Annotated in this window: 15 protein-coding genes; 2 read left to right on the forward strand and 13 right to left on the reverse strand. The window is 71.2% G+C overall.

The genetic code is table 11. The features are described 5' to 3' along the window. The coding region (locus ICC28_RS29160; protein ID WP_188291736.1) for a DUF6531 domain-containing protein at nucleotides 1–4,513 on the reverse strand (4,513 nt) is incomplete at its 3' end. A gap of 106 nt (nucleotides 4,514–4,619) precedes the next feature. Continuing rightward, nucleotides 4,620–5,267 (reverse strand): hypothetical protein, encoded by a 648-nt coding sequence (locus tag ICC28_RS29165; protein WP_188291737.1) that lies wholly within the window; start codon nucleotides 5,265–5,267, stop codon nucleotides 4,620–4,622. 72 nt (nucleotides 5,268–5,339) lie between these two features. Here ICC28_RS29165 and ICC28_RS29170 point away from each other — a divergent pair, with 72 nt between their 5' ends. After that, entirely contained in the window at nucleotides 5,340–5,699 is a 360-nt protein-coding gene (locus ICC28_RS29170; protein ID WP_188291738.1) for a hypothetical protein, read from the forward strand. Further along, nucleotides 5,683–6,465: a hypothetical protein gene (locus ICC28_RS29175; protein ID WP_188291739.1), complete on the forward strand. Its 783-nt coding sequence runs from the start codon at nucleotides 5,683–5,685 to the stop codon at nucleotides 6,463–6,465. Before ICC28_RS29170 ends, ICC28_RS29175 begins: the two co-directional genes overlap by 17 nt. A gap of 115 nt (nucleotides 6,466–6,580) precedes the next feature. Here the strand turns inward: ICC28_RS29175 and ICC28_RS29180 are convergent, their stop codons facing one another. The 11 genes from ICC28_RS29180 to ICC28_RS29230 form a co-directional block, all read right to left on the reverse strand. After that, nucleotides 6,581–7,171 (reverse strand): hypothetical protein, encoded by a 591-nt coding sequence (locus ICC28_RS29180; RefSeq protein ID WP_188291740.1) that lies wholly within the window; start codon nucleotides 7,169–7,171, stop codon nucleotides 6,581–6,583. A 100-nt stretch (nucleotides 7,172–7,271) separates the two neighbouring features. Beyond that, complete coding sequence (locus tag ICC28_RS29185) at nucleotides 7,272–7,874, reverse strand: hypothetical protein (protein ID WP_188291741.1); 603 nt, start codon at nucleotides 7,872–7,874, stop codon at nucleotides 7,272–7,274. Continuing rightward, the gene (locus tag ICC28_RS29190; protein WP_317454118.1) at nucleotides 7,871–9,235 is read right to left on the reverse strand and encodes a hypothetical protein; all 1,365 of its coding nucleotides are present in this window, start codon (nucleotides 9,233–9,235) and stop codon (nucleotides 7,871–7,873) included. The genes ICC28_RS29185 and ICC28_RS29190 overlap by 4 nt, the downstream gene beginning before the upstream one ends. After that, nucleotides 9,232–10,659, reverse strand: coding sequence for a hypothetical protein (locus ICC28_RS29195; RefSeq protein WP_188291742.1), 1,428 nt, complete (start codon nucleotides 10,657–10,659; stop codon nucleotides 9,232–9,234). The genes ICC28_RS29190 and ICC28_RS29195 overlap by 4 nt, the downstream gene beginning before the upstream one ends. After that, complete coding sequence (locus ICC28_RS29200; protein WP_188291743.1) at nucleotides 10,656–10,967, reverse strand: hypothetical protein; 312 nt, start codon at nucleotides 10,965–10,967, stop codon at nucleotides 10,656–10,658. The genes ICC28_RS29195 and ICC28_RS29200 overlap by 4 nt, the downstream gene beginning before the upstream one ends. 23 nt (nucleotides 10,968–10,990) lie before the next feature. Next, nucleotides 10,991–11,407 (reverse strand): Tad domain-containing protein, encoded by a 417-nt coding sequence (locus tag ICC28_RS29205; protein WP_188291873.1) that lies wholly within the window; start codon nucleotides 11,405–11,407, stop codon nucleotides 10,991–10,993. Between the two features lie 29 nt (nucleotides 11,408–11,436). Next, nucleotides 11,437–11,838, reverse strand: coding sequence for a TadE/TadG family type IV pilus assembly protein (locus ICC28_RS29210; RefSeq protein WP_188291874.1), 402 nt, complete (start codon nucleotides 11,836–11,838; stop codon nucleotides 11,437–11,439). Nucleotides 11,839–11,931: 93 nt separating this feature from the next. Continuing rightward, entirely contained in the window at nucleotides 11,932–12,369 is a 438-nt protein-coding gene (locus ICC28_RS29215) for a TadE family protein (protein ID WP_188291875.1), read from the reverse strand. A gap of 26 nt (nucleotides 12,370–12,395) precedes the next feature. Continuing rightward, the gene (locus ICC28_RS29220) at nucleotides 12,396–12,647 is read right to left on the reverse strand and encodes a hypothetical protein (RefSeq protein WP_188291744.1); all 252 of its coding nucleotides are present in this window, start codon (nucleotides 12,645–12,647) and stop codon (nucleotides 12,396–12,398) included. Between the two features lie 34 nt (nucleotides 12,648–12,681). Then, nucleotides 12,682–13,608 carry a type II secretion system F family protein gene (locus ICC28_RS29225; protein WP_188291745.1) on the reverse strand — a complete coding sequence of 309 codons (927 nt, stop codon included), beginning with the start codon at nucleotides 13,606–13,608 and terminating at the stop codon, nucleotides 12,682–12,684. Beyond that, the gene (locus ICC28_RS29230) at nucleotides 13,605–14,606 is read right to left on the reverse strand and encodes a type II secretion system F family protein (RefSeq protein ID WP_188291746.1); all 1,002 of its coding nucleotides are present in this window, start codon (nucleotides 14,604–14,606) and stop codon (nucleotides 13,605–13,607) included. Before ICC28_RS29230 ends, ICC28_RS29225 begins: the two co-directional genes overlap by 4 nt. Nucleotides 14,607–14,608: the final 2 nt, after the last annotated feature.

A 14,608-nucleotide genomic window follows, 5' to 3' on the forward strand; every position in this document is an offset into this window, starting at 1 on the left:
CGAGCTCAGCTTCGACCTGCCGACCGATGGCGCGCAACTCCCTGCGGAGTTCGGTGCGGATCGCCCGATCACCGAACCCTCGGGCGACCCGGTCCTGGACGAGCGCGTCCAGGTGCTGGTTGACCCGCTGGAGGAACGGCTGACGGTGGGTGAAGTTGTGCGGGCTCGGGTGCCCGAGCGGGATACCGTTGGCCGCGTCGTTGATGTCGACGTTGTAGCGGTCCAGCAGCTGACGGCTGCGCGACCCCGGCGCCCAGTGCCCGGTCGTCCCGCCGGACGGCACGATGTGCGCCGCGGCCTGGCCCGGCCCGACCGGGCGCCCTTCCAGCCGCATGTTCCTGCGCAGCCGCCGGGCGTTCTGCCGACAGGTGAGCAGGCCGAGGTAATCGATCCAGTGCAGCGGATTGAGCACGTACAGGCGGTCGTGGGGGCCCGCGGCCAGGCCGAGGGGGTCCGGGGAGATGTAGGCCGCGGTCAGCGGGTCGTAGTAGCGGAACAGGTTGTAGTGCAGGCCCGTCTCGGGGTCGTCGTACTGCCCTGGGAAGCGCAACGGCGTCCGAGCATCCGCGCCGGGGTCCCCTGCGGTCAGCCCCCACAGCGTGGCGTCGGCGCGCCAGGCGATCTCGCCCGACTCCGTGACCAGCTCGGTCGGGGTGCCGACGAGATCCGTGACGATGGCGAAGAAGCGCTCGTCGATCACCGTCTGCGGGGCGTCCGCCAAGGTCGTGCGCTCGGTCTGGGTGACCGGGTGCACGCCGTCCCGCTCCCAGGTGAGCGTGGTCTCCTCCGGCTCCCCGGGGCGTCCGGTGGTCTGCTCGACCAGGTCGGAGCCGTCCCACGAGAAGCGGGTCTCCTCCACGACCGTCTCGCTGTCCGCGGCCAGCCGCTGCTTGGCGATGCGGCGGCCCAGCGGGTCGTAGAGATAGCGCCAGCGGGTGCCGTCGGGTGTGGCGACCGAGGTCAGGCGGTCCTCGGCGTCCCAGGTGTAGCGCCAGACGTCCGGCTTGCGCGACAGCCGCGTCCTGCGCCGCTCGACCAACCGGCCCGCGGCGTCGTAGGTGTAGCGGACCGCTCCCGCCCGGGTCACCCGGTGGCCCGCGTACGTGCGTTCCCCGCGCGCCTCCGGATCGGGGTGGCCGTCCGGCCAGGTCGCGCGGGTCTGGTTGCCCGCCGGGTCGTGGGCGTACGACTCGGTGCGACCGGGCGCGTGGACGGCCGTGACCCGGCCCATGGGGTCCAGGTCGAACGTGCGGCGGCCGGTGGCCGGGTCGTCTACGCGGGCCAGATTGCCGTCGGGCCGGTAGGTGTAGACCTGGCGCTTGAGGATGTCCCGGGCGCCGGGGCCGGTGAGGGTCTGGGCGGTCAGGCGCCCCGCGCCGTCCCAGGCGTGGGTCAGGGCAGGCCCGGCCGCGCCGAGTCGGCGGGTGGTCTCACGGCCGAGCGGGTCGTGGGCGGAGGTGAGCGTCCGCCCGGCGGCGGCGAGGGCGGTGCGGTTGCCCGAGGCGTCGTACGCGTAGGTGGTGACGACTCCGGACGGGGTGACCCGGCGGAGGGGCCGGCCGACGGAGTCGTAGTCCGTGAGCAGGGCCCGGGTGTCGATCACCTCCGCGGTGACCCGGCCTGCCCGGTCGTAGGTGTACGTGAGCGTGGCGTCGGGGCCCTCGGCCCGCAGAAGGCGTCCCGCGTGGTCGTGGACGTAGGTGGTGGTCCGGCCGTCGACGGTCTTGACCGTCTGGTTGCCCACGGCGTCGTAGGTGAACGCCACGGTCTGGCCCAACGGATTGGTTCGGCTGAGCAGTTGACCCGCGGCATCGTGGGTGTACGCGACGGTCCGGCCGTCGAAGTCCGTCTCCGAGACGAGGTTGCCGACCGGGTCGTAGGTGTACTCCCAGGTCAGCCCCTGCGGGCCGGTGACGGTCAGCGGGCGCAGTTCGGTGTCGTACGTGTAGGTGTGGCGCGCTCCGTCCGGCGTCGTCCGGGAGGCCAAGAGGTCGAAGCCGCCGTAGGTAAGCCGGTGCTCGCGGCCCAGGGGGTCGGTGTGGCGGACGCAGTTACCCTCGGGGTCGTACGACCAGGTCTCCGTGCCACCGTCCGGGGCGGTGCGCGAGGCGAGGAGGCCCTCCGGGGTCCAGGACATGACGGTCGTCGCGCCCAGCGGGTCGACCACCGTGACGGCGCGGCCGAAGGGGTCGTAGGTGTACCGAGTCGTGGCGGCGAGCGGATCGGTCGCCGTCGTCGGCTGTCCGGCGGCGTTGTTGTCCCAGCGGTGCACGGCCCCGGAGGCATCGGTCAACGAGGTCAGGGCGCCCGTGCTGTCATGGGTGAATACGGTGACGGCGCCGTCCGGGGCGGTCACGGAGACGCAGTTGCCCCGCTCGTCCCAGTCCTGGCGTCGTACGGAACCGTCGTAGTCGACCAGTTCCACCAGGAGGCCCGCGTCGTTGTGGCGGGCGGTGGAGTGGGTTCCGTCGGGCAGGGTCGCTGCGGTCAGGTTGCCGCGAGCGTCCCATTCCAGACGCAGGCTGCGGCCGAGGGCGTCGGTGCGGCTGAGCAGCCGGTCGCGATGATCCCATTCCTGGCGGACGGTGTGGCCCAGCGGGTCGGTCTCGGCCACCAGTTGGTAGGCATCGTTGAATTGAAGCGTGGTCGTGTTGCCGAGCGAGTCGACGGCGAGGGTCCGGTGTGCCTCCTCGTCGTAGACGAAACGGCAGGCGAGGCGGCCGTCCGCGCCCCGGCCGCCGACGCAGCGGTCGGCGTCGTCGTAGTCGAAGGTGTACCAGTAGCCGTTGCGGTCCTCCCAGCGGGTCAGGCGGTGCCGGTCGTCGTAGGTGAACAGCAGCGGGCGGCCCGAGGAGTTGCGGATCCGCGCCAGACGGCCGTGCTCGTCGTAGCCGTAGCGGATCAGAGTAGGGCTCTCGGGGTGGCTGTCCAGAGTCAGGGCCGTCATGCGGCCGTCCTCGCAGTGCACTCCGAGGCGGTAGCCGCCGTGGTGGAGTACGGCGGAAGGGGTGCCGTCGGCCCGGTGCTCGACGGTGATCCTGTTGCCGTGGCGGTCGGTGATCGCGGATAGCGGCAGCTCCGCCGCGGAGCGGCCGGGCAGGCGGCGGAAATGGAGGATCCGGCCGGTGTCCGCACGGTGGACCGTGATCTCGCCGTCAGGACTGCCGTCCCACCGCATCGGCCATTCCGGGCCCTCCACCGGCAGCAGCGAGATGTCCGGTTCCGGGACCGGATAGTGCAGGACCATGCCGTCCTCCACCACCAGCCGTACTCCGCCGGCGTAGGGGAGGAGCCGCTGGTCGAGGGTGCAGGTCCAGTTGCGGCCCAGCAGGCGGCCGCTGCGGACACCCGTGCGGTGGTGGCGTTCGAGAACCAGCGGGAGTATGCCGTCCAGCGAGACGTCGGTGGCCGACATGACCAGTTCGCCCGTGGCCATGTCGACCGGGTCACCGCGGGTGATGAGGTTCTTCATCTGCCGACCGAGCGAGCGGGCGCTCCTGCCGAGCCCTTTGACGCCGAGGGCCATGCCCTTGAGGCCCGTCTTGCCCAGCGCCTTGAGCCCCTTGGCGAGTCCGCCGAGGGTGGTCAGCCCCTTCATGCCGGGTATGCAGTCCAGCGCCGCGAACGCCACATCCCACAAAGACGCCCGTCCCTGTGAGTATTTATAGAGCGTGTCGGCAAGCACCACGAGCGCCGCCACCAGCACGATCGCCGCCAGGATCGGCCCCCCGATGATCATCGCGACGATGCCGACCACCGCCACGACCACCTTGCACACGGCGACGATCGTGTCCCAGTTGTCGACGAACCAGTCCCCGATCTCCTCCCACCACGACCGGTTCTGGATGCCCGCGTCCGAGGCTTCGTCGATCTTCGACTTCGCCGTCCGGGCCGCCTCCTCGCGCATCTTGCGCGCGTCCTCGGCCATCTTCTTCGCCGCGTCCAGCGCGCTCTGGGCGCTGGAGACGTCCGCCTTCGCGTTCGCCTGCGCGGTCTCCGCCTGCTGCGCGTCCCGCGTCGCGGCCCGGACCTTCGCCTCGTCCGGCTTCTCGGTGGACTTGCTGCCCGTGGGGTCGTCCTTGTACTTGTCGGCCTCCTTCGAGGCCCGCGTCACCCACGAATCGGCCTTGGACAGACGGGACTTGGCCGCGGTCAGGTCCGACCGCGCCTCCCGCCCCTTGGCCAGCGCCCGGTCCGCCAACGACTGCGCCCGCTCCAGCTTCGGCCAGTAATCGGCCAGCGCGTCGCCGCACAGCTCGTACGACGTCTTCAGCTTGCGCAGGTTCTTCGGGACGTCGGCGAAGTCCTCCTTGAAGACCTCGGCCGACTTGCCCGCCCACTCCGCAAGCGTCGACTCCCCCGCCATGCCCTTGACCAGACGCAAAGCGCCCGACACGTCGTCGGCGAAGTCGTGGAGTTTCTTGGCGAGTTGGCGGACCTGCTGCGGATCGCCCGGTACCGGGTCCTTGTCCAGGTCCAGGACATGCCAGTCCGTGGGCCGATAGCCCGCCATACCGCAACCCCCGTCACGTGCGCATCACCAACAACCGTATGCACGCGTGAACATACAGGGCACGGACGTTCGACGCGAAGGTCATCCCCTCGTCGCGGCCGACCGGCTACTCCGCGAAGCGGAACGTCGAGGTGATCGCGTCGAAGATGTCGAAGAAGGAGTCGGCGAGGTCCAGCACCTGGCTGCTGCCCGCCACCAGCGCGACCTTTCCCTCCTGCCCCGGCACCGGGATGAAGGTCTGCATCAGCACGGCGCGGATCGTGCGCTTGAGGGCGTCGTCGGGTACGGCGATGTCCTCGATGCCGTACGTGCGGGCCGCCGGGCCCACGCCCGGGATGTCGACCGTCGTCACCTTGCGCCAGGAGTCGCCCTCCTTCTTGGCCTCCTTGACGGCGAGTTGGCCCGCCATGACCGCGGGGTCCGTCGAGAGGGGCTCGCCGGAGGCCGAGCGGCCACCGACCAGGGACACCGTCACCGAGCCGGTGATCGGGGTGTCGCCGCCGAAGCTCTCGGCCATGCAGCCGCAGTACAGGGCGCCGGACTTCCAGGCGTCGGCGGCGGCCTTGCGGAGGAAGTCCGTGTAGACGTCGCGGTGCTTGGCCAGTTCGGGGTGGCCCGCGACCCGCTCGTTCACCATCCGGCGGATCGAGTCGTCCCGGGACTCCGGCCGGACGTCGAACTCCCACCACGACTCCGGCACCTTGATCCGGAACCCTCCGCGCTCGACGGCGAGCGCCTCCATGTAGCGGGCCATGACGTCGACCTTCCCCCTGCGTGCGATGTACCGTGCCGATCAGCCTACGAGTACCGGTCGGGGGACGAGCACATGGGCAAGGGCAAGAGCGACCTCTCGCTGCCGCTGACCGAGCTGGAGGACTTCGGGCGGCGACTGCGTTCCATCAAGGAGCGCATGAACCACACCAAGAAGATGTTCCAGTCCTACGAGGACGACATCGGCGACGGCACCGTCAACAACGCCCTCGACGACTTCGAGTCCAACTGGGAGGACGGCCGCGAGGACATCGGCCAGCAGCTCGACGCCCTAGCGAGCATGTCCGACGCCGTGGTCCGCGAGTTCAAGAAGCTCGACGACGAACTGACCAAGCAGGTCAACGACGCGATGAAGACCGAGGACAAGCGGGGTGGGAAGGGAGACAAGGGGGACAAGGGTGGCGGTGGCAAGTAGCGGCAGCCCCGCCCTGCACCTCGCCGACTACCGGCAACGCATGCGGCTGCTGCACCCGAACCGGAAGACCCCGCGCGCCCCGCACCGGCTCAGCGCCCGCCTCACGCGCCGCGTCCCCGCCCTCCCACTGCCCGCCGTCGTGTCGACGGCGGTGGCGCTCAGCGTGCTGGTCTGGCTGCCCCCGATGAGCGTGCTGTGGCTGCCCGGCGAGCAGGGGCAGAGGCTGTTCTGGCCGCTCATGGCCCTGGCGGGCCTGATGCTGCTGGTCGTCCTGCTCCCCGAGCTCGCCCACTACGGCAGCAGGCGCGGCGCCCTCGTCCTCGTCCTGCTCGGCGGCATGTACCTGCCCTTCGGCGTGGCCGTGACCCTCGACACCGCCACCCTCCTCGAACGCGGGTACTGGGTGGACACCGTCGTCGTGTCCAGGACCGAGCCCTCCGGGCGCGGCACCCCGAACTGCACGCTGCGGGAGCTGGGAGGCGACTCCCTGACCACGACCCTGAGCAACTGCGATCACCGGCCCGGCGACCACCTCCTCGTCTTCGCCGACCCGACGGGCGAGACCGGGGCCCGGCTCAGCCGCCCCTCGGGCCTGAGCCCGGAGCGCGAACTGGCCGTCCTCTCCGCGGCCGCGATCACGGTCGGCGCGTGGAAGGGCACGGTCACCGGATACCGGCGACGCAAAGCCCTCGGCCTCCTCGGGGCGGAGGCGGGCGAGGCGGAACTCAGCTACGGCCGGGTCCCGCGGGATCCTGGGACGCCGTAGCGGACCCCCGGGATCCTGGGACGCCGTAGCGGACCGTCGGGATCCTGTTACGCCGTAGCGGACCGTCGGCATCCGAGGCCCGGCAGCGGAGCCGCGGGTCAGGCCCCCGCAGCCGTCACACCGTCAGCGTCTTCGCGATGCCGTCCGCCATCTGCTCCAGCGGCTCGTCCAGCACCGCCTCCGTCCACGACACCATCATCGTGATCGCCGTACTCATGTGCTGCGGCCGGACGCCGTAGAACAGGGTGTGGATCACCTGGCGTTCGCCGAAGAGGCGCTTCTTCTCCTCCAGGAGGTTCTGGCGGATGCGGACCGCCTCGCCCAGGGGCAGGCGGACCTCGCGGACGTCCGGTTCGCCGAAGTCCCTCGCCGTCATGTGCTCGGCCAGCCACCCCAGCGTGACCTCGGGGAAGGTGTCGTCCGGGTGGATGGCGTCGAGTTCGAGGACCGCCGCCGCGGTGTTGTGGCCGCTGAGGTACAGGCCGAAGGCGCCCAAGGGGTCCCGCTTCTGGCAGTCGGCCGCGGCCCGCTTGAGGTCACGGGTCAGGCGTCGGGCATCCCCACGCTGACCGTCCCGCTCATACCGCTCCACCAGCTCCTGCGCCTGGGACCCGGCCCAGTAGTCCAGGTCCACGCTGCCCGGGACCGGGAACGGCACCCAGTCCTCGGAGCACTCCAGGCCGAGGTCAGAGAGGTCGTCCGTCATGTCCATAGCCACTCCATCAGCCACTCCGTCGCTGGAACAGGTTCTGCTCGTACGCACCGCACCGGGCGGCGCGCCCCCGGGGTCCTCCACGCCTCAGCCCTCACTCCTGCCATGTGAGTGACCCGGCGATCGCGTCGAAGAGTTCCGCCATCGCGTCCGCGATGGGCTCCAGCGGGGTGGAGAAGGTGAGCAGCAGGAACGCCGTCGTGCCGGGGACGGGGAGGTGGTACTCCACGGTGACCGAGTTGTGCGGGGCGCTCGCCGGGCCTTCTTGGCCGCTGCCCTGCGGGACCAGTTTCCGTACCCGGACCGCGGGCCCGGCCGGCAGGTTCTCGATGCCGACCGTCCCCGCGCCGTCCTCCGCCAGCGCCCGTACCAGGGCCTCCAACGGCAGGGGCTCGGGGCGTTGCAGGGGGGCGAGCGTGACCAGCAGCGAGGCGGGGATGGTGAAGGGTCCCACCTCCTGCAGGCTGAGGTAGAGCTCGATGCCACCGCTGCGGTGGGCCTTGGCCGCGCGGCGCCGCAGGTCCTCGCGGAACTCGTCCTTCAGATGGGGGGCGTTGTCGATGCCGTGGAACTGGCGCTCCACGAGCGCGTTGATCGACCGGTCACGCCGGTCGGGGTCGAGGTCGACACGGAACCAGCCCTCGGGGAGCAGGAGGCGGTAGTCGCCGGGGACGTCGGTTTCCTGGGCGCTGGTCATACGGCGTGCTCCGTGGCGTTCTGTTCCGGGGCCGGACGGTCGAGGTGGAGGCGGCTGCGCAGCTGGTGGACCGCGTACGGGGTCGCCTGAAGGAATCCGCCGAGGGCGCCCAGGGTGATCGCGGTCGTCCCGGCGGCCGGGTGGGCGTCCTCGATGCTCAGCCCGAGGGACACCGAGAAGAACGCGCCCAGGGCCATGACCGCCGTGGACGACAGTCCGGCGATCGTGGACGGGAAGCGCGCCGTACGACGGGCGGCCCGGCCCGACTCCGGCAGCGGCTGGGCTCCCAGCACCTGCTGCTTGGGCCAGGGCGTACGCCCGCTCAGGCGCCGCTCGGACACCGTGAGCCCGGTCGCGCCGCGCAGCCGGGACCATCCCTCCGCGCCCCCCGGGCCGCCGAACCACAGGGGCCAGGGCAGCACCGCGCGTACGTGCCCGCCGGGACCGCAGATCTCGACACCGGTCGCCGCCCCGGCCCGATCGCGGACCAGGACCAGGGAGGTGAGGGCATGCGGGCCGGCCAGCGGGAACCAGCACTCCTGCCCGCCCACGAAGCACAGGACGAGATCGCGGTCCTGCACCCGGATCCCGGTGTCCCGGCAGAACCGCACGGTCGCACCCGACCCGGGCGCGGGAGCGGCCTCGATCCGCGCGCGCACCACGGGGTCGTGGCGCCGCAGGCGCGTCCGGGTACGGGCGCGCAGGACCAGCCGTGCCACGGGCCCGACGAAGGCCGCGATCGCGGCCAGGAGGATGAGCCAAGGGGACCGGGAACCGGACAGGATGACCACCGAGATCGCGGCGAACCAGACACCCCCGGCCACAAGCCGCGTCCACCAGTACCAGGAGGGGAAGTCCCCGCCCGGCCCGAGGGACCTGCCCGACCCAAGAGACCCGCCCGGCCTGAAGGAGCCTCCCCCTGCCGTACGGCTCCCCGCCGCGACCAGCGGATCATCCCTGTCCTGCACGCGATGCAGCGGAATCCCCGCCGCTTTCAGCAGATCCGTGATGCCGGTGACGCGCAGCAGTTCCTCGCCCCGCACCGCCCTCTTGGGCAGAACAGGCGACTCAGGCAGCCAGTCCTCGACGTCGAACGACCCGATCAGCGCCCCGTCCCGGTCCTGGAACTGGATCTGCCCCCAGGAGCCGGGAATCGTCGGTCCCATGCGCTCCGCGTCCTCGCCGGCGGCGTCGACGAAGACGGCACGCGCGATCCCCGCCGCGCCCACCGGATGGCGGACCGTCCGGCCGCGGGTACGCAGGACGAGATCACCGCCGTCGACGAAGAGCCGGGCGGTGTGGCACAGCTCGACTCCGGGACCGCGGGCGCCGCGCGGCCTGAGCGCGGGCTCGGGGATCACCGGGTGACCTGGTCGTACGTCGAGGTCACGGCACTGTACGCGCCTTCCGCGCCCGCCACGACACCCGTGGCCGTCAGGCCCGTCCAGACCTGGCTCTGGCCGGTGAAGCTGTTGATGGCGGTGCTGACCTCGGGGGCCGTCCTCGCCGCCGCCGGGAGGGCGTTGAGCTCGGCGGCCGCGCGGGCCAGGTCGGGGTCGAGGGCGGACCCGGAGCTCGGGGGCGCCATGCTCTTGAGGCCGTCCCGCCATCCCTGCTTGGAGAAGGCGTTGCCGATCGTTTTCACGCCGTCGACGGTATCCCGGTACATGGAGACCGGGCTGAAGCCCTCCTTGAGGTTGCTCCAGGTGAAGACCTTCCCCTTGGGCATGCCCGCCACCGCCTGCGCCGCGCCCTTGCCGCGGGCCGCGCCCGGAACGGCACGGTTGGCGATCTTCCACGCCTTGTTGGCCTTGGCCCCCGCCGCCACCGCCTGCTTGTACAGGTTGCTGCGGGCCAGCGCCTTGGCACCGGCGGCGGCTCCCTTGGCGCCCGCCATGGCCGCCCGCCCGAGGCCGAAGGTGGCGACACCGACGGCGTCCAGGAACACCGACTTCCAGCTGCCCTCGCCGCCGATCGCGAGGACCAGGTCGACGGCGAGCGCGACGATGCCGGCCGCCAGCGCGATCGCGTTGGCGACCACCGCGATGACCTGCCCGATGACGGGAATCCAGCCGAGGGCGAGGGCCGCGACACCGGCCCACAGGGCGATACGCCCCGCCCATTTGGAGATCTCCTTGAGCCAACCGGAGTTCTCGTGGACCCAGTTGTCGAACTTGTCCTTCCAGCCGTCCTTGAGCCCGTCGCCCTCGATGACGTCGTGGATGGCGTCCGCGGCCAGCTTCGCGGCGCGGTCCCGGATGCCCTTGGCGGCCTGCACCGCCTCCTTCGCCGCCGACAGGGCGGAGGCCGCCTGCTCCTTCTGCCGCTTGTACTTCTTGCTGTCCGGGTCGTCCTTCGGAGTGTCGTCGGGCTGCCCGTCGAGCGAGCGCTGGGCAGCGCCGCGGTTCTCCTCGGCCTGCTCGGCGTCGCGCAGCGCCTGGTCGGCCATCTGCTGGGCGCGGTGCAGCTCCGAGGCGTACTCGTTGCTGCACACCCCCTCCCGCACCTGCGTGCCCAGGGCGTTGGCCGCCTCGTCGTACCGCTTGAACGCCCTGCGCAGCTTGTCGCCCGCGCCTTCGGCGGCCTCGCGGAACTCCGTGGCGGTCTTGCTCTTCCAGTTCTCGACGGAGGCCAGCTCCTTGATCTCGCGGGCCTCCTTCTCGATGGCCTCGGCGGTCTTGCGCAACTGGCGTCCGAGCCGGGCCACCTGCTCCGGGTCACCCGGGACCGGGTCGGAGGACTCGTCGACAACGGCCCAGCGGTGGCCGGCGGGACGGGATGTCACTTCTTGCCTCCGGCTTCCTTGTCCGCGCGGCGCAGCGCCTCGGCCAGTTCGTGGTCGAGGGTCTCGTACGAGTCCGCCGCGGTCTTCGTGATCGTGTGGAGCTTCTCCAGCTCCTCCGTGAGTTTCTTGCGATGGATCTTCCAGTTGCTGCCGAACTCGTCGAAGGCGTCCAGGATCTTCTGCGAGCCGATGTCCTCGACGCCGTAGCCCTCGGCCGGGTTGGCGCGCTCCGCGAAGGTGTCCTTGATCCGCTTCAGCGCCCTGGCACACTCCTTGATACGGGTTATGTCCGCCTCTTGGTCACCCATGGGTCCCCTCCGTGCGCATGGCCTCAGCCCACCTCGTTCTCCGCCACCGCCTGGCCGCGGACGATGACGTCACCGCCGTAGAACATGCCGGTGAAGACCGGGGAGTACGTCAGTTGCACCTCGACCTGCACCTGGTCGACGGCGGCGACGACGCAGTGGGTGGCGGCGATGTCCGCGCCGGACATGTCCATCTCGGCGGCGAAGGCCTTCACGCGGGCGTCGCAGTTCTCGTAGTTGATCGGGGCGGGGCCGCCCTCGTTGTCGTAGAGGGCCTCGCGGTCGATGTCCTGGGCGGCGTAGCGGGCGGCCTGTTCGGCGATGTCGGCGGCCCGTTCGCGCTGGGAGATGGACAGGCCGCCGTCGATGACGAAGGCCGCGAGGGAGAGGAAGACCAGCGCGAAGATGATCACGGCGCCGGCGCCCGAGCCGCGGTCGTCCATACGGGCGCGCAGGCCCGCGAGCCACAGTCTCACGCCGACCTCCGGAAGGGGTCCAGGGGTGAGCTGAAGGAGGCGTCCATCGTGGGGTCGATGTCCAGGCCGAGCGTCGCCAGGCCGCGTACCCGGCAGCTGACCTGCACGGAGAACAGGGGGTCGACCTCCGGGTCGAAGCCGGTGCTGGTCTGGGTCACCGTCACCGGGCCCGCGCACACGCCCACCAGGTTCGCGGCGGCCGCCTTGCGGGCCTCGGCCATCGCCGTGGCGTGGTCCTTCTGGATGGAGCCCGCGCGCGCCGCGTCACGTGCGGCGCCGTCCAACGCGCCGCGTCCGTCGACGAGTTGGCCGAAGGCCACCAGCACCAGGATGAACAGCATCATCACCGGGGCGAGGATGACCACTTCCACGGTGGACAGGCCCCGATCGTCGGTCATGGCGGACAAGCCGCGATCATCGGCCGTGGCGGACAGACCACGGTCACCGTCCACGGCGGACAAGCCGCGACCGTCGCCGCGAAGCGAACGCATCTAGTTCTCCCCCTCCGGCACAAACCGCTCCACCGGCCCCGCCGACTGCGCGTGCACCGTGAGGTTCAGGCCCGGGAAGACCGACGGCACCTTGGCCGTGATCTCCACGCCGACCGTGTTCTGCTCCGGCTGGAGCATCGTCACGTTCGGCGAGAGCACCAGCGCCGGGCCCAGTTGGTCGATGTAACTGTTGACGACCGTACGGGCCTCGCCCCGCCACCCGCCCGGCTGGGCGTCCGCCGTGGCGCGGGCCTTGCGGGCGCCGGCCTGGGCGGCCGCCTGGGCCACGTGGTCGGCGAAGAAGTACAGCGCGAACTGCACGGTGGCGAAGATCATGAAGAAGAGGACGGGGGTGAGCAGCACGAACTCGATCGCGGTCATGCCGGAGTCACCGCGCGCCGAGACCGCCTCCCGCCGACGGCGTACCCATGCCTCCATACGTCGCTGCACCCCCGTGACCGTGCTCAGCAGGTGCCGGACGCGCTGGCGCCCTCAATGCAGTTCTTGACGTTGTCCGCGCCCTTCTCCAGCGCCGCGTTGATGATCGCGGCCACCACGCCCACGATCGCCACGACGACCGCGGAGATGATGACCCACTCGACGGCGGAGGCACCGCGGTCCAGCTCGCCGGAGCGGGCGCGCTGCACGCGCGCCTGAAGGAAGGTGACCAGGAAGTCCACTGCCGGGATACCGGTGTTGAAGTTCCGCTGGTTCATGGCCAGTTGTCCTCTCGAAGAAATGGGATGGTCATCAGACCTGGAACACGCGCATGGCCGCCGGATAGATCAGGAACACCAGGAAGCCGGCGCACAGCAGCAGCTGCGCGACGAGCATCGACTGGGACTTCTCGCCCGCGCTGCCCTCGATCTCGGCGAGTTCGCGGTGCCGCATGGTCTCGGCGCGGGAGGCGAGCGACTCGCGGACCTTGGCGCCGTCGTCGGCGACCAGGGCGAGGGAGGCCGACAGGTCCTTCAACTCCTCCACGCCCAGCTCCTCGCCGAGCGACCCCAGCGCCTGCCACTGGCTGATGCCGGTGATGCGGGCGTCGGCGAGGGCGCTGCGGATGCGCTGGTTGGCCCAGCCGTCGGAGACCTCCGCCGCCGCCATCAGCGCCTCGGGCAGACCGCGTCCGCCGGCCAGGCTCATCGACACCAGGTCCAGGTAGGCGCCGATCACGCGCCGCAGGTCGCGCCGCTTCTCGGCCGCGTCCCGCCGTACCTCCACATCGGGGAGGAAGAAGAAGAGGACCGCGAACAGCAGCGCCAGCCAGACCGGGATGATCGGGCTGCTGCCGAAGCCGAGGGTCCAGACGACGGCGAAGAGGAACGGCCCGAAGAACAGACCGGCGACGCCCAGCAGCACCTTCGTCGCCAGGAAGTTCTCCCAGCTGCGCTCCAGCACGGCGAGGTCGGCGCGCAGCGAGCGCTGCTCCCACCCCTGCTGAAGGTAGAACTCGGCGACACGGCGGCCGACTTCGGCGCGCGTGGAGGAGAACCGGCCGTCCGAGTTCTGCGTGGTGCGCGCCGACTCGTAGGCCGCACCGCGGGCCCGCATCGCGTCGATCCGCGCGACCTGCGCGACGGCGCTGCGCTTGGTCGGCATCAGGGCGCGGACCAGGGCGTAGATGCCGAGTCCGAAGACCGCCCCGACGACGATCGGCATGGTCACTTCGCTCATCGTCGTGTCCCCTCCTCCGGCTGGAACGGCGACTGCTGCGGATGCGCCTGCTGCCCTTGCTGTCCGCCCGCTGCCGCCGACGACGTACGAGGACGCACGAACTGGACGGAGGCCTCGTCGCGGACCAGGAAGCGTTCGGGCGTCTCGATGGTGGACAGCTTGCGCAGCCACAGGAAGCCGAGCGCGAACAGGCCGCACACGCAGGCGAGGACGAGCTGGCCGACCGGGTCGCCGTAGGGTTCGACGAACTCGCGGTTGAAGATGGACAGTCCGAGGACGAAGGCGACGGACACCGCGACGACGATCTGCACCGAGCGCCGGGTGGACGCCCGTTGGGCCATCACGCGCTGCCGCATGTCGACCTCTTCGCGCGCCGACTTGGCGAGCGCGCCGAGCACCTGCCGCAGACCGGGGCCGCGCAGGCGGGCGTTGAGGATGAGGGCGGCGACGATGATGTCGGCGGAGGCGTCGTCGATCTCGTCGGCGAGCTGCTGGAGCGCTTCGGGCAGCGGGGTACGGGCGCGCAGCCGGTCGACGAGCGCGTCCAGGTGCGGCCGCAGCACCGGGGCCGCGGCGCGCGCGGACGCCGGGATGGCCTGCTCCAGGCCGACCGCGCCGGCGATGGTGTCGCGCAGCGACTCCGTCCAGGAGGCGAGGGCCTCGACGCGCTTCATGGCGGCCCGTTCCTCGGCGGCACCGCCGAACAACCGGTCCCAGAAGAACACGAGGATCCCGGCCGCGATGCCGAGCACCACCCAGCGGGTGAGCAGCAGGACGACCAGTCCCACGCCCGCGGCGAGCGATCCGCGCTGACCGGCGAACCGGACCAGCTCGTTCATCCGCTCGCTGGACTTCTGCTTCTCGTGCTCGGGCTTGGCGGGCAGTCCGCGTACGGCGATCAGGAGCAGCGCGAGTCCGCCGCCGACGGCGACACCGCAGGCGAGCGCGTACAGGACGGTGGTGGAGAAGAGACCACCCAGGGAGCCGAGTTCACTCATGT

This window comes from Streptomyces sp. TRM68416 (genome assembly GCF_014596915.1).
GTDB lineage: Bacteria > Actinomycetota > Actinomycetes > Streptomycetales > Streptomycetaceae > Streptomyces.